Origin of the sequence: Micromonospora sagamiensis, assembly GCF_014680085.1 — a bacterium.
In the GTDB taxonomy this organism is placed as follows: domain Bacteria; phylum Actinomycetota; class Actinomycetes; order Mycobacteriales; family Micromonosporaceae; genus Micromonospora; species Micromonospora inyonensis.
This window is the reverse complement of sequence record NZ_AP023438.1, coordinates 445,048-469,388: the sequence shown is the minus strand read 5'-3', so window position 1 is coordinate 469,388 and position 24,341 is coordinate 445,048. Positions and strand designations below refer to the sequence as shown.

The 24,341-nt window shown below is 71.4% G+C and carries 9 protein-coding genes and 1 tRNA gene; 3 read left to right on the top strand and 7 right to left on the bottom strand.

Going from position 1 to position 24,341, the window contains the following annotated elements:
• Positions 1-798, top strand: a complete 798-nt coding sequence (locus tag IGA62_RS01725) for an SDR family oxidoreductase (protein WP_145816848.1) — start codon at positions 1-3, stop codon at positions 796-798.
• Between the two features lie 147 nt (positions 799-945).
• On the opposite strand, the gene IGA62_RS01720 is transcribed toward IGA62_RS01725, so the two are convergent.
• The 5 genes from IGA62_RS01720 to IGA62_RS30530 all read right to left on the bottom strand — a co-directional run bounded on the left by IGA62_RS01720 (position 946) and on the right by IGA62_RS30530 (position 10,568).
• Entirely contained in the window at positions 946-3,279 is a 2,334-nt protein-coding gene (locus tag IGA62_RS01720) for a DUF3488 and transglutaminase-like domain-containing protein (RefSeq protein WP_145821860.1), read from the bottom strand.
• A 50-nt stretch (positions 3,280-3,329) separates the two neighbouring features.
• Positions 3,330-4,466, bottom strand: a complete 1,137-nt coding sequence (locus IGA62_RS01715; protein ID WP_145816849.1) for a DUF58 domain-containing protein — start codon at positions 4,464-4,466, stop codon at positions 3,330-3,332.
• 10 nt (positions 4,467-4,476) lie between these two features.
• Entirely contained in the window at positions 4,477-5,472 is a 996-nt protein-coding gene (locus IGA62_RS01710) for an AAA family ATPase (RefSeq protein ID WP_145816851.1), read from the bottom strand.
• Positions 5,473-5,503: 31 nt separating this feature from the next.
• Positions 5,504-8,077: a fibronectin type III domain-containing protein gene (locus IGA62_RS01705; RefSeq protein ID WP_145821861.1), complete on the bottom strand. Its 2,574-nt coding sequence runs from the start codon at positions 8,075-8,077 to the stop codon at positions 5,504-5,506.
• A gap of 232 nt (positions 8,078-8,309) precedes the next feature.
• Positions 8,310-10,568, bottom strand: a complete 2,259-nt coding sequence (locus tag IGA62_RS30530; RefSeq protein ID WP_244948703.1) for a fibronectin type III domain-containing protein — start codon at positions 10,566-10,568, stop codon at positions 8,310-8,312.
• A gap of 264 nt (positions 10,569-10,832) precedes the next feature.
• Between IGA62_RS30530 and IGA62_RS01695 the strand changes: the two genes are divergently transcribed.
• Positions 10,833-10,916, top strand: a tRNA-Leu gene (locus IGA62_RS01695).
• Positions 10,917-10,935: 19 nt separating this feature from the next.
• On the opposite strand, the gene IGA62_RS01690 is transcribed toward IGA62_RS01695, so the two are convergent.
• Both IGA62_RS01690 and IGA62_RS01685 read right to left on the bottom strand, forming a co-directional pair.
• The gene (locus IGA62_RS01690; protein ID WP_145816852.1) at positions 10,936-12,333 is read right to left on the bottom strand and encodes a recombinase family protein; all 1,398 of its coding nucleotides are present in this window, start codon (positions 12,331-12,333) and stop codon (positions 10,936-10,938) included.
• A gap of 123 nt (positions 12,334-12,456) precedes the next feature.
• The gene (locus tag IGA62_RS01685; RefSeq protein ID WP_145816854.1) at positions 12,457-12,966 is read right to left on the bottom strand and encodes a hypothetical protein; all 510 of its coding nucleotides are present in this window, start codon (positions 12,964-12,966) and stop codon (positions 12,457-12,459) included.
• A 405-nt stretch (positions 12,967-13,371) separates the two neighbouring features.
• On the opposite strand from IGA62_RS01685, the gene IGA62_RS01680 reads away from it, so the two are divergent.
• Complete coding sequence (locus IGA62_RS01680) at positions 13,372-24,114, top strand: LamG-like jellyroll fold domain-containing protein (RefSeq protein WP_190289245.1); 10,743 nt, start codon at positions 13,372-13,374, stop codon at positions 24,112-24,114.
• The last annotated feature ends 227 nt before the right edge of the window (positions 24,115-24,341 follow it).

Genomic DNA, 24,341 nt, shown 5'->3' with positions numbered 1-24,341 from the left:
GTGCGGCTGACCGACCGGATCGTGGTGGTCACCGGCGGGGCCGGGGGGATCGGGGCGGCGCTGGGCCGGCGCTTCGCCGCCGAGGGGGCCACCGCCGTCGTCCTGGCCGACCTGGACGCCGACCGGGTGCGGGCGGTGGCCGACGGCATCGGCCCGGCCGTCCACCCCGTGGCCGTGGACGCCGCCGACGCCGAGCAGGTGACCGCCCTGGTCGCCGACGTCGAGCGGCGGTACGGGCGGATCGACCTGTTCTGCGCCAACGCCGGGGTGGCCACCGGCCAGGGGCTGGACGCCCCGGACGCCGACTGGGAGCGGGCCTGGCGGGTCAACGTGCTGGCGCACGTGTACGCCGCGCGGGCCGTGCTGCCGGGCATGCTCGCCCGGGGTGAGGGCCACCTGCTGCACACCTGCTCGGCGGCGGGAGTGCTGACCGCGGTGGGGGACGCCCCCTACACGGCGACGAAGCACGCGGCGCTCGGCTTCGCCGAGTGGCTGTCGATCACCTACCGGGACCGGGGGATCCGGGTCAGCGCGCTCTGCCCGCAGGGCGTGGACACGCCGATGCTCGCCGACGGGCTCGCCGCCGGTCACCTCGGCGCGCGGGTGATCGCCGCCTCCGGGGCGGTGCTCACCCCGGACCAGGTCGCCGACGTCACCGTGGCGGGGCTGGCCGAGGAGCGGTTCCTGATCCTGCCGCACCCGGAGGTCGCCGACTACGCCCGGCGTCGCGCCGAGGACCCGGACGGCTGGCAGGGTGCGTTGCGCCGGATGGTGGCCCGCCTCGGCCCGGACGCGTGAGGGTGAGCGAACCGGGGCGGGTCCGTGCCCGCCCCGGCCGGGCGGCGTCGATCGCCGGCCGACAACACCCTCCAAAGCGACGTGGCGGGCGGTCAGGGAGCCGGCCGGGGTGGGCGACTCCGGCCGGCCTGGCCGGTACCCGACGGGTCAGCGGCGCCAGCGCAGCGGACCGGGGTGGACGGACCAGAGCAGCCGCCGCCAGCGGGGCTGCGCCGCGCGCAGCTCGCGCACGTAGTCGGTGGCGATCCGCCCGGCACGCGTGGCCGCGCCGTCGTCGGTCCCGTCCGGGGCGAACGTGACCTGGTTGACCAGCGCCGCCAGCTCCTCCACCGACGACGCGGTCGGCACGACCGTGGGGCCCGTCGCCCCGGTTCCCGGGCCGAGGTGCGCGGTCCCGGTTTCCAAGCCGGGACTCGTCGCTCCGGTCTCCGAGCGGGGACCTGTCGCCCCGGTTCCCGGGCCCGGACGCGCGGTCCGGGTCTCCGGGGTCAGGGCCGGGGTCGCCGCGCCGTCCCCGGTCGGGGGACGGTCGACCACCAACCGGCGGGCGTGCGCGGCGACCTCGGTGGCGGCCAGGTCCCCGCCGACCGGCTGCCCGGCGAGCCGTAGCGCGTCGGTCACCTCCCGCCAGGCGCCGGCGATCCGGTGCGCGGGGTCACCCCGGTCGAGACGCCGTCGGGTCAACGCGCGGCGTGCCGCGACCAGCGCCGCCAGCACCGCCGCGACGAGCAGGAGCAGCGCACCGGACCCGCCGCCGACCAGCAGCCCCACCGGTGTGCCCGTCGACTCCCGACGGGGTGACGCGGCCACGGCCGGGGGAGTGACGGTCGGTTCGACGGTCGGCTCCGGCACCTCCGACGGGGGCGGATCCTCCGGGGTAGGCCGGAAGTCCTCCTCCACCGGCCGCGGATCGTCGTCCGGCCGGGGCAGCGGGTCGAACGGCACCCAGCCCAGTCCGTCGAAGAGCACCTCCGGCCAGGCGAACGCGTCGGCGGCGCGGACCGGCCCGCTGCCCGGGGTGCGGAACCCGACCACCACCCGGGTGGGCAGCCCGGTCAGCCGGCCGAGCACCGCGAACGCGGCGGCGAACTGCTCGGAGGTGCCCCGCTGCCCGCCGGCGTTGCGGGGTCCGAACAGGAAGAAGTTCAGATTCGGGTACGCGTGCCCGCTCGGCGCGTCGGCCACCACCCGGTAGTGCTCGGCGAGGAACTGCTCGATCGCCGCCGCGCGGGCGTACGGGGCACCGTTCTCCTCGGCGAGTTGGTTCGCCAGCCGGCGCATCGGGTCCGGTGCCCCGTCGGCGACCCGCAGCACCCGGGCCACCGCCCCGCCGGCCGGCACGTCGGCGGTGGCGAGCAGGTTGAACTCGGGGCGCTCCCGCACCGAGGTCACCGTGTACCGCAGTCCCGGCGTCAGGCCCTCCGGGTGGATCAGCGTGCCGGTCGACGGGTCGTAGGCCACCCGCGCCCCGCCGACCTCGCGCGGGGTGGCGACGGCCGGCAGGAGCCGTCCGCTCAGGTCGGCCACGGTGATCTCCTGCCGGACGGTGTCCAGCCGGCTCCCCGCCGCCGGCTCGACCGCCGGCAGGACCCGGCCGGCGTTGCGGTACGTCGCGCCCACCCGCCAGGTCACCCCGTCGTAGTCGCTGAGCACCGCCAGCCGCAGCCGCACCTCACCGCCCGCCCCCGAAGCCGGCCCCGACACCTCCAGCAGCTTCCGCTCCGGGTGCAGCGCCCACCCGGAGATCCGGATCAGCGGGTTCTCGTCCAGCGTCTCCACCCGTGGCGGCTCCACGTACCGGCGGGGATCCACCGGCCGGTCGTCGACCTGCCCGGCCACCACCGGAGCCAGCAGGGCCACCAACCCCACCACCACGGCCAGCCCGGCGGCGGTGGTGACCGTCCGGGTCGTCCGCAACGCCGCCCGCGTCCCGGCCGGCAGCTCACCGTCGGTCTCCGGCGGCGCGGTCCCGCCCGGGACGGCCAGCCCCAGCGCGGCCAGCCCGGCGAAGGCCAGCGTCGGCCAGAGCGCCGGTCCGGCGTTCGGGCCGACCACGTAGACCGCCCCGGCGTAGAGCAGCGTCGGCGGCAGGTAGCCCAGCAGCACCCGCCCGGCGCGGACCGCCACCTCCGCCCCGGCGAGCCCAGCCAGCCAGGCGGCGACCAGCGGCACCAGCACGGTGTCCGGGGTCGGCTCCACCGGGATCATCGCGGTCAGCAGCCGGGCGACACCGTTGCCGGCCGCGTCCACGACGATCCGCCCCAGACCGCCCGGCAGTTCGGCCCGCTGGGCCGCCACCCGTAGCGCCACCGCCGCGTAGCCGGCCAGGGCCAGCACCGACAGCGGCGCGACCAGCCAGGACCGCAGCCGGCGGGCGGCGACGCTGACCAGCACCGACCCGACCGCCGCGCCGAGCACCAGCCGGGTCAGCAGGTCGCCGGCGTACACCCGGCCCAGCACCACCCCGGCCAGACCGATCATCCCGACCAGGACCAGCGGCAGCGGCACCGCCCGCAGCACCCCCCGTGCGGTCACCACCGGCGCACCCCGTCCCACTCGGCGGCGAACGCCGCGCCGTCGGCCGCGTCGATGACCACCAGGCCCGCCGCGTCCGCCGGGGTCGCGTCCGCCGCGCCGAGGACCGCGACCACCACCGAGGGGTACGCCCCGCGCAGCGCACCCACGTGCCCCAGGCCGGCCCGGCCACCCGGCCCGGTCAGGAAGACCAGGGTGTCCCCGGCCCGCTGCTGCCGCAGCCGGGCGGTCGCGTCCGGCAGCGACCCGGCGGCGAGGCCGGCGCTGGTGAGCCGGTCCAGCGGATGCCCGTCCGGGTCGTCGTCCGGCACCACGGTCAGCAGGGTCACCGGCAGGTCCTCGCGGATCGCGGCGGCCACCACGGACGCCGCCGCCTCGCAGCCGGACTCGAAGCTCTCCGCCGTGCCGTCGGCCCGGTCCGGGTGCGCGTCGACCCGGTTGTCCAGCAGCACCACGATCCGGGGCAGGCTGGTGTCCACGTTCTCCCGGACCATCAGCTCACCGACCCGGGCGCTGGTGCGCCAGTGCACCCGCCGCAGCTCGTCGCCGACCACGTACTCCCGCAGCGAGTCGAAGGTGATCGAACCGTGCGGCACCCCGTCCACCCGACCGTCGAGACTGCGGCCGGCCCCGGTGGGCACCGCGGTCAGCGGGTGGATGCGCGGGTGCACCCACACCGGCACCGGGTCACCGTAGGAGCGGGAGAGCGCGACCAGGCCGAGCGGGTCCCGGCGGATCACCCGCAGCGGGCCGATCGGCACCACCCCGCGCCGCGTGGTGGGCACGTCGTAGGTGACCGTGGTGTCCCGGCCGGGACGCAGCCGCAGCAACGGCACTGGGATCGCCCGCCCGCCGCACCGGTCCTCGGCGACCAGGCTCGCCGCCCGCAGCCGCCCGGTGTTGCGGACGGTCACCGACATCCGGGCCGGCTCGCCGCGGGCCACCCGGTCCGGGTCGGCGTGCCGGGTCACGGCCAGTCTCGGTCGCCGGGCCGCGACGACCAGGGCGTAGCCGACGGCGGTGCCGGCCGCCGCGCCCAGCACGGTCAGCTCCGGGTACGCGAAGGCGAAACCGGCGGCCAGCAGGGCGACGGCGGCGACGAGCAGCCCGACCCCCCGGGCAGTGATCCCCATCCGCGACGGGTCAGCCCTGCGCCGGGACGGTCTGCCCGGACGGCAGCGGCACCGGCACCGAGGCGACCGCCTGGCGGAGCACCTCGGCGGCGTTCACGCCGCGCACCTGCGCGTCGGAGGAGAGCAGCAGCCGGTGGGCGAACACCGGACCGGCGAGGGTCTTCAGGTCCTCCGGCATGATCCAGCCCCGCCCGTCGATCAGCGCGTACGCGCAGGCCGCGCGGGTCAGCGCGATCACCCCGCGCGGGCTGACCCCGACCCGGACGTGCGGATGGTTACGGGTGGCCGCGGCGAGCCGCACCGCGTACGCGTACAGCGGTTCGGCGATGTGCACCCGCTGCGCCATGCCGATCATCTCGGCGATCGCGGCGGTGTCGGTGACCGCGGGCAGCGCCTCCGGCGAGCGGACCGTCGCGCCGCGCAGGACCTCCACCTCCACCGCCTCGTCCGGGTAGCCCACCGACAGCTTGACCAGGAACCGGTCCAGCTGCGCCTCGGGCAGCCGGTACGTGCCGTCCATCTCCACCGGGTTCTGCGTCGCCACCACCAGGAACGGCTGGGGCACCGGGTGACGCACGCCGTCGACGGTGACGGTGCGTTCCTCCATCACCTCCAACAACGCCGACTGGGTCTTCGGCGACGCCCGGTTGATCTCGTCGGCGATGACGATGTTCGCGAACACCGGCCCGGGATGGAACTCGAAACCCCGGGTCGCCTGGTTGAAGATCGTCACCCCGGAGACGTCCGAGGGGAGCAGGTCCGGGGTGAACTGGATGCGCCGCCACTCACCGGTGACGGTCGCGGCGATCGCCCGGGCGAGCGTGGTCTTGCCCACCCCCGGGACGTCCTCCAGCAGCACGTGCCCCTGGGCGAACAGGGCGGTCAACGCCAGCCGCACCACCTGCGGCTTACCCAGCACCACCGAGTTGACGTTCTCGGCGAGCCGGGCGGCCAGCGCGGCGAAACGCTGCACCTCCGGTTGGGTGAGCGGCTGGTGGGTCTTCACGGTCCGTGGTGCTCCTTGCCGTTCGGCGCGGTCAACAGGTGGGCAGGACTTCGATGTCGTCCCCACCCTCGAGATTCAGCCAGGCCCAGGGGATGTAGTTCCTCCCCCCGTAGTTGATCCGCACCCACCAGGTGCTCGCCTTCTGGTCGTTGTAGACGTAGGAGTCGACGTGCTCGCCCTTGACCTTGCAGAACGCCTGCCAGCGGGTGCCCGGCTTCGCCCAGCCGACCTGCCGGTCGTTGTCCTGCCGGGGCACCGCGAACACCTCGTTGCCGTTGCGCTCGCCGGGACGCTCCGCGTCGCAGTACGTGCGCTGGTCGGGGGCCGAGCCGTTGTGGCAGGTCGCGATGCCGTACAGCGGGTCGGTCTTCTGAGTGCTGGTGGCGGTCCCCTTCCCGGCCGCGTTGGTCGCGGTCACCGTCACCGGGTACGACGTGCCCGGCGCCAGCCCGCCCACGATCAACGTGCCGCACGGCCCCTCGGAGGGCTTCTCGCCCGGGACGCTGGCCGTGCAGGTGGCCTTCCCACCGCCCGCGTCCACGGTCACCTTCACCGTGACCGTGGTGGCCGTGGCCGACCCGCCGGTGACCGTCACCCTCGGCGGGGCGACCGTCCGCGCGGTGGCGGTCGCCTCCGCGCCCGGACCGGCCTCGTTGACCGCCCGCACCGTCACCGTGACGTTCTGCCCGTCGCCGAGGCCGTCCACCGTGGCCCGGGTGTCGGTCACGTCGCGGCGCTTTCCGCCGACCTCGACCTGGTACGCCGTCACCGGGCGGCCGTTGGCCTCGGCCGGGTCCCACTCCGCCACGATCGTGCCCGGCTTGTCCGGCACCGTCGCCGCCCGCAACTGCCCGGGACGCTCCGGCGCGGTGAACGGCACCACCGTGTTGCTCACCCCGGACGCCTTCGACCCGGCACCCCGGTCGTTGACCGCGACGACGGTGAACGCGTACTGCCGGCCGTACTCCAGCTCACCGGCCGGCACCACCAGCTCGGTGTCCTTCGTCTCACCGGCGGGCGCGTTCGCCCCGGCCGACGCGGCGGTCACCACGTAGCGGGTGATCTTCGCGCCCTGGCCGTTCGCGGCCGTCCACCGGACCTGCACCGTGCCGTCCGGTCGCTCCTTCGCGGTCACCCCGGTCGGGGCGTCCGGCACCTCCGCCGTCGGCACCACCGGGTTGCTCGTCCGTGCCGGGCCGGCGCCCTTCGCGTTGACCGCGTGCACCCGGAACCGGTACGTCTCCCCGTTGGTCAACCCGGTGATCTCCACCGCGCGCTGGTTGGCGCCGACCTCGACCCGCTGCCCGGCTCCCTCGACCACGTAACGGGTGATCGTGGCGCCGTTGGCGGCGGCCGACCGCCAGCTCACCCGGGACGACGCGTCACCGGCGGCAGCGGTCACCCCGTGCGGCGCGCTCGGCTTGCCGACCTTCGGCTTCTTCGGTGGGGGAGGGGGTGGGGGAGCCGGCGGCGGGTCGCCGCCGAGCACGTCGTTGGCGTACTTGTCGACCTCGCTGACCTGGTGCTTGTCGTCCACCACCCGGGCGGTGGAGGAGTCCGGCGCGTTGATGAACAGGTGGTTCTCCCGGACCTCCAGCTCCAGTGGCCCCCGGGTGCCCCGACCGGAGATCGTGTCGACCAGCTTCCCGTCACCGTCGAAGGTGTAGATCGTCCCGCTGGTCTGGTCCGGACAGTAGAACCGGCCCGCCCACGCCACCGCCGGGCGCAGCCCGTCGCCGCTGCCCGGCACGGTGAACTCCCGGACCTGCCCGTCGTCGCCGACCACGTGGACGGTCCGCGTGTCCGGGACGGTCACCGGCACCCGGGGGCCGCTGGTCCGGGTCGGCAACGTGCCCGGCCCGGTAGCCGGCAGCGGAACCCGGCGCACCGAGTCGCCGCGTACCGTCACCAGCGCACCGGCCGTCCGGTCGAGCACCGCCACCCCGTCGTCCAGGGTGGAGACCACCAGCTCGTGGCTGCCGTCGGCGACGTCGTGGGTGGTCACCTTCTTGGGGCTCAGCCCGCCCTCGCTCGCCGCCGTGGCCGGCTTTTCCGGCAGCTCCGCCGGGGTGACCGCCGAGACCGTGCCCTCGCTCGGCACCGCCACCCACAGCCGCCCCTTGCCGTCGAACGCCCCGCCGGTGATGCCCGGCGGGTAGCGCACCGGCTCACCCACCGGCACCAGCGACCGCGGGTCGAGCTGCCGCACGATGCCCTGCACCGCGTCCACCACGAACGCCGCGTCCTCGTGCAGCGCCACGTTCACCCCGAGGCCGGGGGTGGTCCGGGTGGTCGCGGTGATCTGGAGGGTGGCCAGGTCCAGCGAGCTGACCTGACCGGTGTTCAGGTCCCGCAGGACCAGCAGCCGGTCGGTCTGGGCGACCTGCATCGGGTGCCGCTTCGCCTGCGGCACCTCCACCCGGGTGTCCACCTTGGCGGTGATCCCGTTGACCCGGGCCAGCTCGCTGCGGGCGGTGCTCCACAGCCACGAGGAGGCGTCGTAGTTCGCCACGGCGTTGTCGGCGTAACCGAGATTGAGCACGGTCACGCCCATGGCCGCCAGCAGCGCGGCGACCGTGCCGACGGTGACCAGGCCGCCGCGCATCCGCGAGCGGCGTCTCGTGGTGTCGGATCCGGTGCTGGCGTCGTCGTCGGTGGTGGCCACAGCCGGCTGCCTCCCCCAGGTGATCGGACTCGCCCGCGCATCGGGCCAGGTGGCGCGCCGTTCCCCGGCGGCCCGCCCGTGAGCCGGCTGCCATCATATGGCCGGCGTCGATACCAGGGGAACCCGCACCGTCCGGTCTTGGACACCCTCCGTATGCAGGGACGATGTCCGATCAGCTCGGTGACGGGCCCGGCTCGCGGGTGGTGCAGACCTGGCCGGACGTGGCGTACGACTCGGTCGAGTAGACCGCCAGGACGGTGAAGCAGTAGTCCACCCGGGGGTTCAGACCGTTGACCGTCCAGCTCGTCCGTCCCGGGTCGAGGGTGGCCATCGCACCCAGCTGCAGACCGGCCCGGCCGCCCGCCACCACGAACGGCACCACCCCGCCGGACGGGTCCGTCCAGGACAGCGTGATGCTGGTGATGTCGTCCCGCAGCCGCAGGTCACCCGGGGGTTCGAAGGTCTGGGTCGGGGTGGGCGCAGTGGTCGTCGACGGCACCGCCGGATTGGGCGCCGTCCGGTCCTGCACCACGTTGACCACCAGCAACGCCGCGCCGGCCAGCACCGCCAGGACCACCACCACGGCGACCGCCACCAGCACCACCAGCAGCCGCCGGCCACGGTGTCGGCCCGGCTCCGCCGCCGGGTACGGCGAGGGCAGCGGGTCCGCTGTCGGTGGGGACGGCGGCGGGCCGAAGAACTCACCGGCCGGTTCGCCCGACACCGGGCCAGGTCGGTCGGTCCCCCCGGCCGGCGAGCGCCGGAACGGGTGGAACGGGTACCCGCCCGCCGCTGGGTCCGTGACCGGCGGTGGGGCAGGCGGGGGCGGGAGGGGCACCGGTGGAACGGGCGCCAACGGGACGGTGGCGTCCACCGGCAGGGGATTGCTGACCGTCGGCGCGGGTGGCGCCGGGGCCGGTCCGCCGGTCGGCGCGATGAGGTCCCAGGCGGGAGTGCTCAGCTGCTCGGTGGGAGCGGCGGTCGACGGCCCGCCCGGACGCGGCAGGGCGGGGGGCGCCCCCACCGGCGGCCCGTCGTACGAAGTGCCCGCCGGTGGATGTCCGTGCGGCGGTGCGCCTGTGGTCCGGGGCGGTGCGCCTGTGGTCGATGGCGGTGGCGGTGGGCCGACGGGCGGAACGCTGTGCGCCGGTGGGCCGGGAAGGGGAGCGGCGGGCAGCGGTGCGCCGGGCGGGACGCCGGTGCGCGGGGGCCCACCGGCGGGCGGCGCGCTGACCGGGGACACCAGGTGCGGCGGCCCGCTCGTCGGCGGCTCGCCCGCCGGGTCCAGGTGCGGCGGACCACTGACCGGCGCGTACGGGGCACCGCTCACCGGCGACGCGTACGGTGCACCGCTGGTCGGGAGGTTCGGCGGGCCGCTGACCGGTGAGATCCCCGCCGCCTGCCGTGGTACGGACACCTGCCCGCCGCCCGGCGCCCCGCCCACCGGCCGTGGTACCTCGTCCGACGTACTGATCTGCCGGACCTGCACCGTCGGCTCGTCCCACTCCCGGGCCGGCACGGGCCGGGGCGCTCCGTGCGCCGGCTCCGGCCGTGGTGGGCTGTCGGACGGAACAGCGGGTGCGTGCGGTGACGTCGTCGGGTGGCGCGGTGCCCCACCGGATGCCGGTCCACTGCCCGTCGCCGGGGAAGGGGCAGGTGGTCCGAGCGGAGCGGACGGCGCCACCGGGGGCCCGGTCGGCGCCGGCGGTGCGCTGCGGGGGCGCGGGACGGTCCGGCCGGTGGGATCCCCGGCGGGCGGTACGGGCGGCGCGGTCGGTGGGACGGGGTGCGCGGGAGGCGTGCCGGGCGTCGGCTCTCCCTGGTTCCGGGCAGGGATCGGCGTCGTCGGTAGCTCCGGTGGCCGAGGTGCGGGAAGAGTCGAAGGCGGGGGCGGCCACGCGACGCCGACCGGAGCCGGGACGGCGACGTCGGGTTGGCGGGGGGTGGGAACGGAGGGCAGGGCGACCGTCGGCTCCCCGCGGCCCGGTACCGGCGGAGTGGCCGTGGCCAGGCCCAGGTAGGCGCGCGCCGCGTGGACCGCCGGATGTTCGTCACCGAGTACACCGGGACCGTGGGTGGCGACCCGCTGGTAGTTGCGGCGAGCCTCGTGGCGGTTGCCGAGTTCCTCCGCGACGCAGGCGAGGTCGAACGCGATTGCGACCATCAACGAGTCGGCGTGCCCCCACCGGCGTTCCCCGGCCGCGAACGCCTCCTCCAGGACCCGCCGTGCCCCGGTCGGGTCGTCGGCCTCCCGGTGCAACCGGGCGAGGAGGTGGGCGGTACCCAGCAGGTCCGGGTGGTCCTCGCCCAGTTGTGGACGGGCCGCCTCGACGGTGTCCGCGAGAAGCTGGCGGGCACCGGCGAGGTCGCCCCCGGCGCGCAGGGCGAGCGCCCGGTTCCGGACGGCGGACAGTGGAGACGGCTGGGACACTCCGTCATGCTGCCGGTAGCCGGCCGTGCAACGCCACCCCGGGTGTGCGACGTCCTGTCCGGGATTCTCCGGTCACGTGGGATTCCCGTAGACGATCTCGGCGCTCAAGCTTCTGACCTGGGAAAATGCGTGCGCGGAGGGTCGGGGAGAAGGCGATGTGCATGATCGAGTCCGGCGGTGTAAAGTAATGCCCCGTGCGGCCCGCCGGGCAGCCAGAGGGCGGTCGAAGACCCCTCCGGCAGCCAGGGTAGGCTGGACGAGTAAGTCCGGGTGGCGGAATGGCAGACGCGCTAGCTTGAGGTGCTAGTGCCCGTATAGGGCGTGGGGGTTCAAGTCCCCCCTCGGACACATCATTACCACATGTCGATCATGGTTCGGCGGGCTGACCTGCGCGGACACTCCCTATGATCGGTGCGCAGTGCTCCTGGTAGCAGACGATGGTGATCTTGTTCCTGTGTAGGAGCGCGGCCAGGTCGTATGGGCTCTGGGCGTCGCTGGACAGGCGGGGGTGGCCGGCGAGTGTTTCGATGATGTGGTCTTCCCTGAGGTAGAGAACCTTGCGTCGGCGGTTGGTGGGCCGTTCTGTGCTGGTGTGGCCGTGTCGGCATCGGTAGCCCGGGCGCTGGTTGACCCAGTGGGATTCCATTCTTCGGCCGCATGCCCCGCAGCGCAGTAGGCCGGTGAACAGGTAGTGACGGGTGGTGCCGTCGTGGGTGGTCCGGTGGGAGTGGATGGCCTGGGTGGCGACGAAGTCCTGCTCGCTGATCAGTGCGGTGTGGACCCGTTGCTTGGAGACCACCCACTCTGCGGCGGGGTTCCGTCGGATGGGTTGCCGCTTGTGGCTGCTGCTGTTGTGGTCACTGTGGGCGGGTTGCCGGTTCCACACCTGTCGACCGGTGTAGCGGGGATTGGCGAGGATCGCCGCGACGGTTCGGAGGGTCCAACGGTCACCGCTGCGGTGGGGATTACGTTCGGGGTCGATGCCGGATGGGGAAGGTATGTCGGCGTCGTTGAGACCGCGGGCGATGCTGGCGAGGCTGTGGCCAGCTAGGCGTTGGGTGAACATCCACTGTACGTGTGCGGCGGTCCTCGGGTCGGGTTCGAGGCGCCGGAGCCGGCGACCCCATTGGGCGTGTGCCGGGTTGGGGTGAGAGCCGGCGTCGGCGAGCCGGTAGCCGTAGGGTGGCCTGCCGCCGAGGTAGCGTCCCTGCTCTCGTGTTTGGGCTCGCATCGCGGTGATGACCCGGAATCGGGCGCGCTGCACTTCGCGGTTTGACTGGGCGCCCAGCATCATGATCAGCGCTTGGTGGGTCGGGTTGTGGTGATCGACGGGCCCGTTCGTTTCGGGTAGCCACAGCTGCACGCTGTGCTGTTCGAGCAGGGGTGCCAGGTGCTGCAGTTGGTTGGCGGAGAATGCCCGTTCGTATTCGCCGACCACGATCGCGTCGAATCTGCGGCGCGGGTCGCCGAGCGCGGCCAGTAGTGCGGCGGCCTGTGGGCGCTGCCGCCAGCTGCGGCGGCGGGAGCAGCCGACATCGAAGTACTCGGCGACGATCGTTCCATGACCGGCGACGAGCTCGGTGGCGCAGTCCCGCTGCCAGTGCCGGGAGGTCACTCGGTCTTGGTGCTCGATGGTAGACATCCGGCCGTAGAACGCGAACCGCAGACCATGCCGGCGTTGGGTAGGTGGTGGACCGGCCTGCGGTTGGCTGTTGAGCCATCGCGTCAGGGGATCCTCGAGATCGTTGCTCTGGTTGTCCGACACACCGACATTCCTACGAAGGATCTTCGCGGTCGAGTCGGACGGGGAGTGTGGCGATTGGAATCTACGCGGTCCCGATTCGGAGTGGGCGGGCGCGGGCTCGGCTCGTCCGGATTGGGCGTCGGGTCAGGCCGCCCGGCTCACGAGGTCCCGTACGGCGGTCCGAGTCGCCTCGGTCGAGGCGGCCTCGACCAGGGTCACGTTCGGGTCGCCTGGATCGTGCCCGACCGCGAGGTGGCGCGCTTGCGGAAAGTTCGACCGTCCGCTGGCCATGGCAATAACGGCGACCTCGCCTACGGCGATGAATATTGTGCAGTTCTGGCTGGCCAGGCTGTTGTAGTAGGTGAGGGCGTTCGCCGGGTTCTGCGGCCCGGACACCGCCAGGTGCTGGATCTTGATCCGGGTGTCGCTTGAAGCCTCTCGCATCCCTGCCCAGACGGCGGCGGCTGGCTCGCCGGCTAGTCCTTTGTCGTCAGTGAGGAGGCATGCGGTGGTGTTGCGGTAGCGCCGCTCCCGGACCGGTTCAGTGTCCGACGATGGCCACAGGACCCAGATCGCCACGACGGCCGTGACAGCCACGACGGTCCCGACGCCGACAGCGACGAGCACGCGTTGCCGCCGCAGCCATTCACTCATGACAACCCCCGGTTCGCCTTCGCCTCACGGCTTGTTGTGGCGAGTCGCCAGAGCATAGCCACCTGTCGGCGTAGGAGGAGGTGCGGCCGAGCAATCCCATGACCGGAACCAACTAGTGGGATCGCTGTATGTAATCGGACGTGCTCACTGGCCCTGCCCCACAGTGGCGCCGTGTAGGGCCTTGCCAGTGCGACTCGCGCAATGCAGGCTTCCTTGACTTTGCAGCGCTGGCTACGGGGGAGGACTGCCATGCGCAGTTGGTTGCGGCGTGCCCACAAACGGCAGGCACGATCCAGACCACCGGCCGGACGATCCGCCCTACAGCGCACCGCCACGCGGTCAACCCGTCGGCTCGCTACGGCCCTGATTCTCGCGCTGGCCCTCGGGATCGGCGTACCACCCGGTGTGGTACCGGCGGACCAATCGTCGCCGTCGCTGTCCTGGCTGTGGAGCTGGCTCTCCACCCGGCCATCCTGGGCCTTCAACGACCCGTCGACCCCGGAGCAGGAGCGGGGCCGGGCCCCGCAGCAGGGCCACTACGTCAAGGCTCCCCAAGCGCCGGCCGGTGGCAAGGGCAGGCCGGCAAAGGGTGAACTGAAGCGCTACGAGCCGCACCGGCCGGGGTCGGGGACGGTGAACACCGGCGAGGCCGACACCGGCTTCGACCCCGAGGCCAGCGAACGGATCGCGTCGGCGGCGAGTGAGAAGTCGGACGTCTACCGCAACCCGGACGGCTCCTACACCCGGCGGGTGCACCGCACGCCGATCAACTACCAGGCTACTGACGGCACGTTCAAACCGATCGACAGCACCCTGCGTACCGGTGTCGACGGTCGGCCCCGGGTGGCGGGGAACTCCTTCGATCTGAGCTTCGCCGGCCGGCAGGTACCGCAGGTACCCGTGCCGAGCAGGTCGGCTCAGGCCGACGGCGACCGTTCCGCTTCCGCTGGCGAGGGTGACGTCGACCTCGTAAGGCTCTCCCTTGGCGGTGGTCGGGAACTGGCGTTCACGCTCTCCGGTGCGACCATCGGTACGCCGGTGGTGGACCGTGAGATCGCCCGGTATGCCAACGTCTTCCCGGACGTCGACCTCGAACTGGGCGCGATGGCGGACGGTGTCAAGGAGTTGTTGCTGCTGCGGTCGTCGCAGGCGCCGACGGAGTACCTCTACCCGCTGCGGCTGACCGGTCTGACCGCGCGGGTCGGTGGCGGTGGGGCGGTCGAGTTCGTGAGCGATGACGGCAAGGTCGTCGTGTCGATGCCGGTCGGCTACCTGGAGGACGCGGCGGTGGATGCCACCGGCGCGGGCGCCATGTCGCACGCGATGCGTTACGAGATCCTCGACGTTGAGGGGACGCCGACGCTGAAGATGTCGATCGACGGGACGTGGCTGCGCGACCCGGCCCGCCGGTTCCCGGTGGTCCTGGACCCGACCGCCACCATCGCCACCACCGAAGGCGACACCTATGTGCAGTCCGGCGCGACTGAGCCGGCCCGGTCCTCCGAAGACAACTTCGCGGTCGGCATCAACGACGTAGGTGGCAAAGCCAAGTCGCTGTTGCCGTTCCCGACCTTCGGCACCACCTTCGCGGGCAAGCGGCTCAGCGCCGCCGACCTCAACCTGTTCATGAGCTATCAAGGCGTCGGCGAAGGCTGCGTGGCCCGCCGCTTCGATGTGCACCGGGTCACCTCGAACTGGTGGGCCGCCACCGTCACGTACGGCACCTTCCCGTCGTACTCGGCCTCAATCGGTAACGCCTCGCCGTCGAGCACCGCCGCGTGCAACAACACTCTCAAAACCCGTAACGTCGGGACCTGGGTGTCGGTGCCGCTGAACGCGGCGGCAGTCAACGAGTGGGTGACCGGTGCGAGCAACTACGGCTTGGCGCTGACCGCGTCGGAGACCGACAGCGACGCCTGGAAGCGGTTCACCTCGACGAACCCGAACCTGACCTGTGCCAACAGCGTCTACGGCACGATCCAGTGCGACCCGTTCATCGACGTCACCTACAGCGACAACGTCGTGCCGCAGGTCACGACCCGCTATCCGGCCAACAACTACCCGGTCAGCACGCTCACCCCCGAACTGGCCGCGCAGGGCAACGACCCGGACAACTGGCCGGCCAAGGGGCTGCGCTTCAACTTCCTGATCTACAACGACCAGGGCACACAGATCACCACCTCCGGATGGGTGTCCAGCGGTGTCTGGAAGGTCCCCCCGGGGGTGCTCGCCTGGGGAAAGACCTACCTGTACGCGGTTCAGGTCAACGACTACTCGTCCACCGGGCCACCCGCCCCGGTCACGTACGCGTTTTCGACCCAGGTGCCGCAGCCGGCGGTGACCTCCTCGATGGCCCAGAACGGCGGCAAGGGCTACGAAGCCAGCGTCGGCAACTACACCACCTCGGACAGTGACGCCGAGGTCGCCACGGTCGGTCCCGCCCTGTCGATCACGCGGGACTACAACAGCCTGGACACCCGCGCCGACAGCGCGTTCGGCCGTGGCTGGTCGTCGCTGCTGGACATGCGCGCCCGGGAGGACCGGGACGCCGCCGGGGTGCTGCAGACCGCGACGATCCGCTACCCCGACGGGCAGGAGGTGGCGTTCGGCCGCAACAACGACGGCACCTGGGTGGCACCGTCCGGCCGGTTCTCCGTCTTCAAGGCGATCACCGGCGGCTACTCGCTGACCGACAAGGACGCCACCGGGTACGAGTTCACCCAGTCGGCCGGCGGCGGTGTCTTCCACCTGACGAAGGTCACCGACGCGTCCGGTCGGGCGCTGACCCTGCGCTACGACACCAACGGGCGTGTCGACCAGCTCCGGTCGGTGGCGTCGAACCGTACCCTGACGATCGGTTGGTCCACCCCGGCGGGCGCCGCGCACCCGCATGTCGCAACGGTCACCACCGACCCGGTCACCCCAGGTGCCCCGGGCACCGCGCTGACCTGGTCGTACGAATACGACACGGATCTGCTCGAACGGGTCTGCCCACCGGGCACCAGCACCGAATGCGCCAGCTACGAATACACCGCGACGGCGCAGCACGCCAGCACCGTGCTGAACTCCTCGCCGTACTCGTTCTGGCGACTGAACGAGCCCTCCGGCGCGACGGTCGCGCAGAGCGGTGTGCTGTCCAACGACGGCGGTGACGCCGGTGTCCTGCAGAACGTCGCCCTGGGCGGACCTGCGGCCCACCCGGGATCCACCTCCACCTCCGCCACGTTCAACGGCACCGACTCCCGGGTGAAGCTGCCGGCGAAGGCCATCGCCGACGCCTCGTACCAGTCGCTCAGCATGTGGTTCCGGACCAGCACCCCCACCGGCGTGCTGTTCAGCTACCAGAAGGACGCGGTCGATCCAGGCGCCACCACCACCGGCGGGTACGCTCCGGCGCTCTACGTCGGCTCTGACGGTCGGCTGCGCGGCCAGTTCTGGACCGGCAACGCGGCCTCGACGCTCGCCTCGCCGGCCCCGGTCACCGACGGCCAGTGGCACCACGTCGCGCTGGCCGGCAACGGCGGCAGCCAGCGGCTCTACCTCGACGGCGTCGAGGTCGGCGTGCTCAACGGGGCGATCACCCTGGCCAACCTCGGCGCCACGAACAGCTACATCGGCGCAGGCTTCCTCGGGGGTGCGTGGCCGGCGCAGCCGCACACCACCCCGACCGCCACCTTCTTCAACGGCTCGATCGCCGACGTCGCGTTCTACAACCACGCGCTGACCGGCTCCACCGTCACCTCCCTCTACCAGTCCGGTCATGCCGAAACGCCGGTGATCTCGGAGGTCAGCAGCAACGCCGGCAGGGTCCGCGCACAGGTCGAGTACGACACGGTCAGTGGCCGGGTCAGCAAGGTCACCGACGAGAACGGCGGCGTCTGGCAGATCGCCGCCCCCACCACCTCCGGCTCCAGCCAGGTGTACGTCTCCACCGTCCTCGGCTCCCGTCCGCGCGACTACTACCGGCTCGGCGACATCGACGGTCCGGCGGAGGCGGTCAACAAGGTGGTGGGCAACCGCGCCTACTACAACAACGTCACCTTCAACACCGCGCAGCCGAACACCACCAGCCCGTTCGCGGACACCTTCGGGGCCGGTTTCAACGGCACGACGTCGTTCGTCCGGATGCAGGGCTGGGGCGTGGTGCCGTTCGAGGGGCCGCACACCATCGAGATGTGGTTCAAGGTGCCGGCCAACCACACGCAGAGCGGGGTGCTCTACAGCTACCAGGAGTCAGCCGTCAACGGCGGCACCCCGACCACCGGGGCCTACGTGCCGGCGCTCTACGTCGGTGCCGACGGCTACCTGCGGGGCGCCATGTACACGGGAACCGCCACCCCGATCACCTCGACGACCAAGGTAAACGACGGCAACTGGCACCACGTCGTGCTCTCCGCCGGCTACCAGGACCGGCAGCGGCTCTACCTCGACAACAAACTGGTCGGCACCAAGGTCGGCTCACTCTCGCCCACAATCTCGGAACTGGGCTACATCGGTGCCGGCACCACCCGCAACTGGCCCGGCTCGTCCCGCGACGTCAGCTACTTCACCGGCAACATCGCCGAGTTCGCCTACTACAACGAAGCACTGTCGGAGGCGGCTGTCGACGCCCACTACAAGGCTTCTCGCAGCGCCCTGCCGCCACCGGCCGGGGTCACCGGCCCGGTGCTCACCCCGGTCACCACGGCCACCGTGACCGACCCGACCGGCAAACCGATCAAGCAGATGTTCGACCTGGTCAACGGCAACCGGCTGATCGCACAGACGGACGCGCTGGGCAACACCACCACGTACGGCTTCGACGTCGGCGGGTTCGTCTCGGTGGAGTACGACCCGCTGGGCCGAAAAACCGAGTCCGGTCAGGACGTACGCGGCAACACGATCCGGTCGACCACCTGCCGGCATCACAACAACGAGGTGGGCGACGAGTGCCAGACGTCGTACTACCGGTACTGGCCGGACGCCACCACCGTCAACCTCACCCCGGACGCCCGCAACGACCAGTTGATCGAGATGGTCGACGCCCGGGGAACCAGCGAGACCGATCCCTGGTACCGGACCCGCTTCACCTACGACACGGCCGGCAACCGGACCAGCATGATCTCACCGCCGGTGCCCGACCATCCCAACGGTCGGACCACGACGATGACCTACACGACCGCCACCACAGCGGCCGTCGGCGGGGGAGTCACCCCGCCGGGTCTGCCGCTGACCACCACCTCGCCGCGCGGTTCCCAGCAACGCACCGACTACAACGCGGCCGGCGACGCGGTCCGGGTCACCGACCCGGCCGGGCTGGTCACCGAGTTCGCCTACGACGGGCTGGGCCGGGCGACCACCAAGAAGGTGATCTCGACCGCCTACCCGGCCGGACAGGTCACCAGCTACGCGTACGACGCGGACGGCGAAGTGACCGAGACGGTCGAACCGCCGGTGACGAACCGGGTCACCGGGGCGGTACACACCGCCCGGACGACCGACGTCTTCGACGCCGACGGCCTGGTGACCGAGCGGACCGTGGCCGACACCACCGGCGGGGACAGCCCCCGGGTGGCCAGAAGTTCCTACGACCAGTACGGCCGGATGATCAAAAGCGTCGACCCCGGCGACGCGGTCACCGTCTTCGAGTACGACGTGTACGGCAACCAGACGAAGGCCGTCTCCTGCGACAGCGACCCGCCCCCGGGCCAGCCCTGCCCGACCGGCGACGTGCTGCGCATCATCGAGGACCTCTACGACGCCGAGGGTCACCTGTTGACCAGCCACCTGACCGGTGCCGACGGCACCCGGACCAGGCTGACCTTCAACACCTACTACGCAGACGGCAGCCTCGCGTCCGAGACCGACGCGATGAACTGGACCACCAACTACGTCTACAACGCGGACGGCACCCTGCGGAAAGTGACCCGCACCGACGGGGTGAAGACCCACGTCGTCGAGGAGAACCTCTACGACCGGGCCGGCAACCTGTCCTCCCGTACCGAGAACAACGGCGCGACCAACACCCAGTACACGCACGACGGGGCCGGCCGCCTGCAGTCCTCGCGGGTGGTCGTGAACGACATCCCCCGTACCACCCGATACACCTACGACGCCGACGACCGGGTCGTGGCGACCCGAAACACGTCCGGCGACAACGAGACCGTGCTGCGTACCGTCGAGAACACCTACGACCCGATGGGTCGGATGACCTCGGAGAGCGTCAGCACCAACGCGGCCTCCCGGCCCACCGGCTGGTGGAAGCTCGACGAGACCAGCCAAGCGGGGGAGATCTTCACCGCCCACGACTCGTCGCCGTCCCAACAGGACGCCTCCGGCTACCTCGGCGCGTCCCTCGGCGGAGGGTTCGGCACCTTCACCACCGGCAGCCTCGACACCGGCGGCCCGGTGCTCAACACCACCCAGTCGTACTCGGTCTCCGCGTGGGTGCGGATGAGCAACCTGAACTCCTCGTACACCGCGGTCGGCCAGGGCGGCAACAACCACGGAGCCTTCTTCCTGCAGTACCAGAAGACGGCGAACAGGTGGGCCTTCGTCTCGCCGTCGTCGGACTCGACCACGCCGGCGTCGTCCGCGACGGCGACGACGAACCTCACCCCGGTCACCAACACCTGGGTCCACCTGGTCGGAGTCTTCGACGCCAGCACCAAGGCGATGTCGCTCTACGCCAACAGCGTCACCGGTGTCTCCGCCACGAACGCCACCCCGTTCAACTCGGTCACGTCGCTGAGCATCGGCGGCGTGCACTACGGCAACGGCGGCGGCGGCACCTTCGCCGGCAACATCGACAACGTTCAGGTCTACCAGCGGGCCATCTCGGCCACCGAAGTGGCCACCCTGTACGGCAGCGGCAACGGCCGGACCAGCAACACCACGCTGAGCACCAACCAGTTGACCACCAACTACACCGTCGACGACCGGGGTCTGACCACCGCGGTGGTGGACCCGAAGGGCAACCGCACCGACTTCGAATACGACGAGGCCGGCCAACTCGTCCAGCAACTCGACCCGGCGGTGAGCACCGAGGTCTTCGGCGGCACCCCGCTGCCGATCCGACCGATCTCCAAGCTCGGCTACAACACCTTCGGCGAGGAGGTCGAGTCCCAGGACCCACTCGGCAACATCACCCAGGTCCGGGTCGACGCGCTGGGCCGCCCGTGGAAGACGATCCAGCCCGACTACACCCCGCCGGGCGGCACCCCGATCGTCGGCGCGCACACCGTCACCACCTACGACAAGCTCGGCCAGGTCGTCGCCACCACCGACCAGCGCGGCAAGACGACGACCTACGAGTACGACTCGTTCGGCAACCCGGTCACAGTGACCGACCCCACCGGCAAGATCTCCACCGCCACCTACAGCCCCGTCGGTGACCTGCTGGAAACCGTCGACCCGACCGGCGCGAAGTCGACCTCGACCTACGACTACCTCGGCCGGCAGGTCACCGTCAGCCAGGTGGTCCGGCAGCCGACCCCGCTGGTCAACACCACCAGCTACGACTACGGCACCGGGGCCTACGGCAACACGGCGGCGGCCGGACCGTGGCTCCAGAAGATCACCTCGCAGGACGGCGTGACCACCTCGTACACCAACAACGTGCTGGGCGAGCAGGTCACGATCCGCGACGGCGCGAACAACCCCACCTCGATCGACTACGACGGTCTCGGCCGGGTGTCGCGCATCGTGACCGCCGACGACACCCGACGGCTGTTCAGCTACGACGGCGCGGACCGGACCGTGCAGGTCGAGACCCGTAATCCCAGCAACGTGGTGATGACCACCGAGAAAGCCGCGTACGACGACAACGGCAACCTGGTCGCCTCCACTGACGCCCGCCAGACCACGACCACCTTCGGCTACGACGCGCTCAACAACCTGACCAGCGAGGTCCAGCCGATCAACGCCACCACGGCGATCACCACTTCGTTCGGCTACGACGCGGCCGGGAACCGGACCCGGTTCACCGACGGACGCAACAACGCCTTCTGGACCACGTACAACAGCTGGGGCCTGCCGGAGTCGCAGATCGAGCCGGCGACGACCGCCCATCCCAACCTGGCCGACCGCACCTACACGGTGACCTACGACCAGGCCGCGCGGGCGGTCGCCCAACTCGCACCCGGCGGCGTGCGGATCGACAACGAGTACGACGACCTCAACCGGCTGACCGGCCAGACCGGTGCCGGCGCGGAAGCCGCGACGACCGCCCGCTCGTTCGGCTACGACGACGCCGGACGGCTGACCTCCTTCTCCGCCCCGAACGGCACCAACTCGGTCAGCTACGACGACCGGGGTCTGCCGCTGACGATCGACAGCCCCGGAAACGCCACGTCGTTCGGCTACACCCGGGACGGCCGGATGGCGTCACGCACCGACGCTGCCGGCACGACCAGCTACACCTACGACGTCGCCGGCCGGCTGCGGACGGCAGCCAACCCGACCACGGGGATCAACCTCACTATCGGCTACAACACCATGTCGCTGCCGTCGACCATCACCTACGGCACGGACAACAACGTCCGTACCCTCATCTACGACCGGCTGCAGCGCCTGACCACGGACACCTTGCGTACGGCGAACGGCACGACGACTCTCGGGTCGATCACCTACGGATACGACCCGAACGGCAACATGAACTCGAAGGTGACCACCGGATTCGCCGGAGCGTCATCGAACACCTACGGATACGACCTCGCCAACCGGCTGACCTCCTGGACCCGCGGCAGCACGGTCACCGCATACGCGTACGACGGCTCAGGCAACCGAACCCAGGCCGGCGCGAAGACGTTCACCTACGACGCCCGGAACCGGCTCACCGCCCAGACCGGGGTCGGCTCGTACGTCTACACCCCACGCGGCACGCTGCGTCAGACGACATCCGGCAGCGTGACCTACGAGACGGCCGCAGACGCGTTCGGTCAGGTCGTCTCGCAGCAGGCGGCCGGCGGTACCAGCACCTACTCCTACGACGCGCTGGGCCGGGCCGTTCAGCCGCAGTTCCGCTACACCGGGCTGGGCAACACCCTGGCTCAGGACGGCACAGCCACCTACACCCGCGGCCCGGATGGCGAGCTGCTCGGCCAAGGCAGTGGTGCCGGCGCTGGTTCGGTGTACGCCTGGACCGATCTGCACCGGGACGTGGTCGGCCAGTTCACCGCCACCGGTACGACGTTGACCGGCTCGACCAGCTACGACCCCCTCGGCACGGTCCTGGCCACCTCAGGGCTGGTCGGTAACCTCGGCTACCAGTCGGAGTGGACCGACACCCAGACCGGCCGGGTGAACATGCACGCCCGCTGGTACAACCCGGACACGGGCCAGTTCGACACCCGGGACACCGCGTCGAACAGTCCGGTGCCGGATTCGGTGGCGGCTAACCGGTTCCAGTACGGCGACGCGAACCCGATGACGACCATCGACCCGACCGGTCACTGGGGTCTGAAGAGCTTCCTCAAGAAGACCGCCAGGGTCGTCACGAACCCGGTCGCCACGTACCGCGCGGTGGCCAGCAAGGCGTCGTCGGCGTTCAACTACGCGGCATCGGGTCGGGCCTGGAGCGACGTCAAGGCCAAGGCGAAGAAGGTCGTGACCAAGGCCAAGAAGGCCGCCACGGTGATCAAGGACTCCACCGTCCGGTGGGCGAAGAAGAAGGTCAACAAGGTCAAGGACGCCTACAAGTCCGCGAAGAAGTGCGTCTCCGGTGGCGTCGGTAAATGCGTCAAGGAGACCGCCAAGAAGGCCGTCAAGAAAGTCGCGACCACCGTCAAGTCAACGGTGGAGACAATCAAGAAGGACCCCTGGAAGTTCGTGGCCACCGCAGCGGTCGGGCTCGCGGCAGCGGTGGCGGTCGGAGCGCTGTGTGCCACCGGCGTGGGTTGTCTGATCCTCGCCGGTGCGGTCGCGGGTGCGATGTCGGCCGGGGCCGGCTACATGGTCGACGTCAGTCGCGGGGACGAGGAGTTCTCGTGGAGTGGCCTGGCCGGCACGATGGTGGAGGGCGGCCTGGACGGGGCGCTGTCGGGTGGCCTGAGCCGGTTCGGTGGCGGTAGCCGACTGCTCGGCGGGGCCAGCCGGGCGGCCCGGGGGGGCCCGAGCCCGGCGGCGGCGCCGTCTCGGCAGGTGTCGGCCGGTGGTGGTCAGGGTGGCGGGGCGTCGGCGGCGCGGTCCGGTCCTGCGGGCGGCGGTGGTGGGTCGGCGCCGTCGGCTCGTCCGCCTCGGGCTGAGGAGGTGTCGGCGGGTTCCTGCTCCACGGGTAAGCCCCGGCACAGTTTCGACCCGGCGACGCTGGTGTTGCTGGCCGACGGCACGGCCCGTCCGATCGGGGATATCCAGCCCGGTGACGAGGTGGTGGCGACCGATCCGGAGACGGGGGAGACCAGCGCCGAGCCGGTGACCCAGTTGCACGTCAACATCGACCGGGAGCTGACGAACCTCACCGTGCGGGGCAGCGGTGCGGAGCGGGCGGTGACGCTGGAGACCACGGCGCACCATCCGTTCTGGGACGCGACCGACCGGCAGTGGGTGGATGCCGGGAAGCTTCAGGTCGGACATCGGCTGCTGGTCCACGACGACAAGCGGCTGGAGGGCGACGGCACCGGTGCCGGTGCCGGTGGCGGCGGACCCGGACGCGAGGTCACGGTCGTCGCGGTCGACAACTTCACCGGCTCCGAGGTCATGCGCGACCTCACCGTCGCCACCCACCACACGTACTATGTGATAGCCGGCAACACCCCGGTACTCGTCCACAACAACAACAAGAAGAAGTGCGGACCGGATAATCAAACCTTCGACACTCGGTCCGAGGCTCGCGCGGCTGCCTACGCCAGGGCTGGCGTGCCCCTAGGCAGGGAGCCCGATCTCCGTTGGGAGGTCGGGGGTGACCGGACCCGCCGAGGACAGGAAGGGTACCGGTTCGAGGATAACCCGGGCACGCACGGCAACTACGAGCAGCACGAAATGGACAGGGTAGGATCACGTTTGATCGTGGAGCACACCAATGATCCGAATGCTCCTTACTCCCACTTCCATGCTGGGCAGCCCAAGAGTGATCCGAGCCAGTTGGGAGTGGACTTTGGCTGGGGTGGTGGCAAAGAATATGAGCGCTACAGCGCAATCGGTGGGTCGCACCACATGTACTATCGGGAGTAAGAGCTGATACAACCGAGAATGAAGGGCGGGTAAGTGACAAGAAGTCGCTTGAGGGCGGCCGGTTTCCAGGTGCTCGAAGCATCTGAGATAGCGGAAGGGCTGCCATCCGAGCAGGCAGCCTGGAAGCCGGTCATCAGTTCATTGGCCCGCCCCGAATGGTCGGTCGCACTTGCCGCGAACGATGCGGTGGAACAGGTGGAGCGACAGTGGCGCCGATTGGTGCACGA

Coding starts and splice junctions, on each gene's coding strand:
- IGA62_RS01715 (WP_145816849.1), bottom strand. CDS start 4,466: ATGGGGATCACTGCCCGGGGGGTCGGGCTGCTCGTCGCCGCCGTCGCC.
- IGA62_RS01705 (WP_145821861.1), bottom strand. CDS start 8,077: ATGCGCGGCGGCCTGGTCACCGTCGGCACGGTCGCCGCGCTGCTGGCG.
- IGA62_RS01685 (WP_145816854.1), bottom strand. CDS start 12,966: ATGAGTGAATGGCTGCGGCGGCAACGCGTGCTCGTCGCTGTCGGCGTC.
- IGA62_RS01720 (WP_145821860.1), bottom strand. CDS start 3,279: ATGATCGGTCTGGCCGGGGTGGTGCTGGGCCGGGTGTACGCCGGCGAC.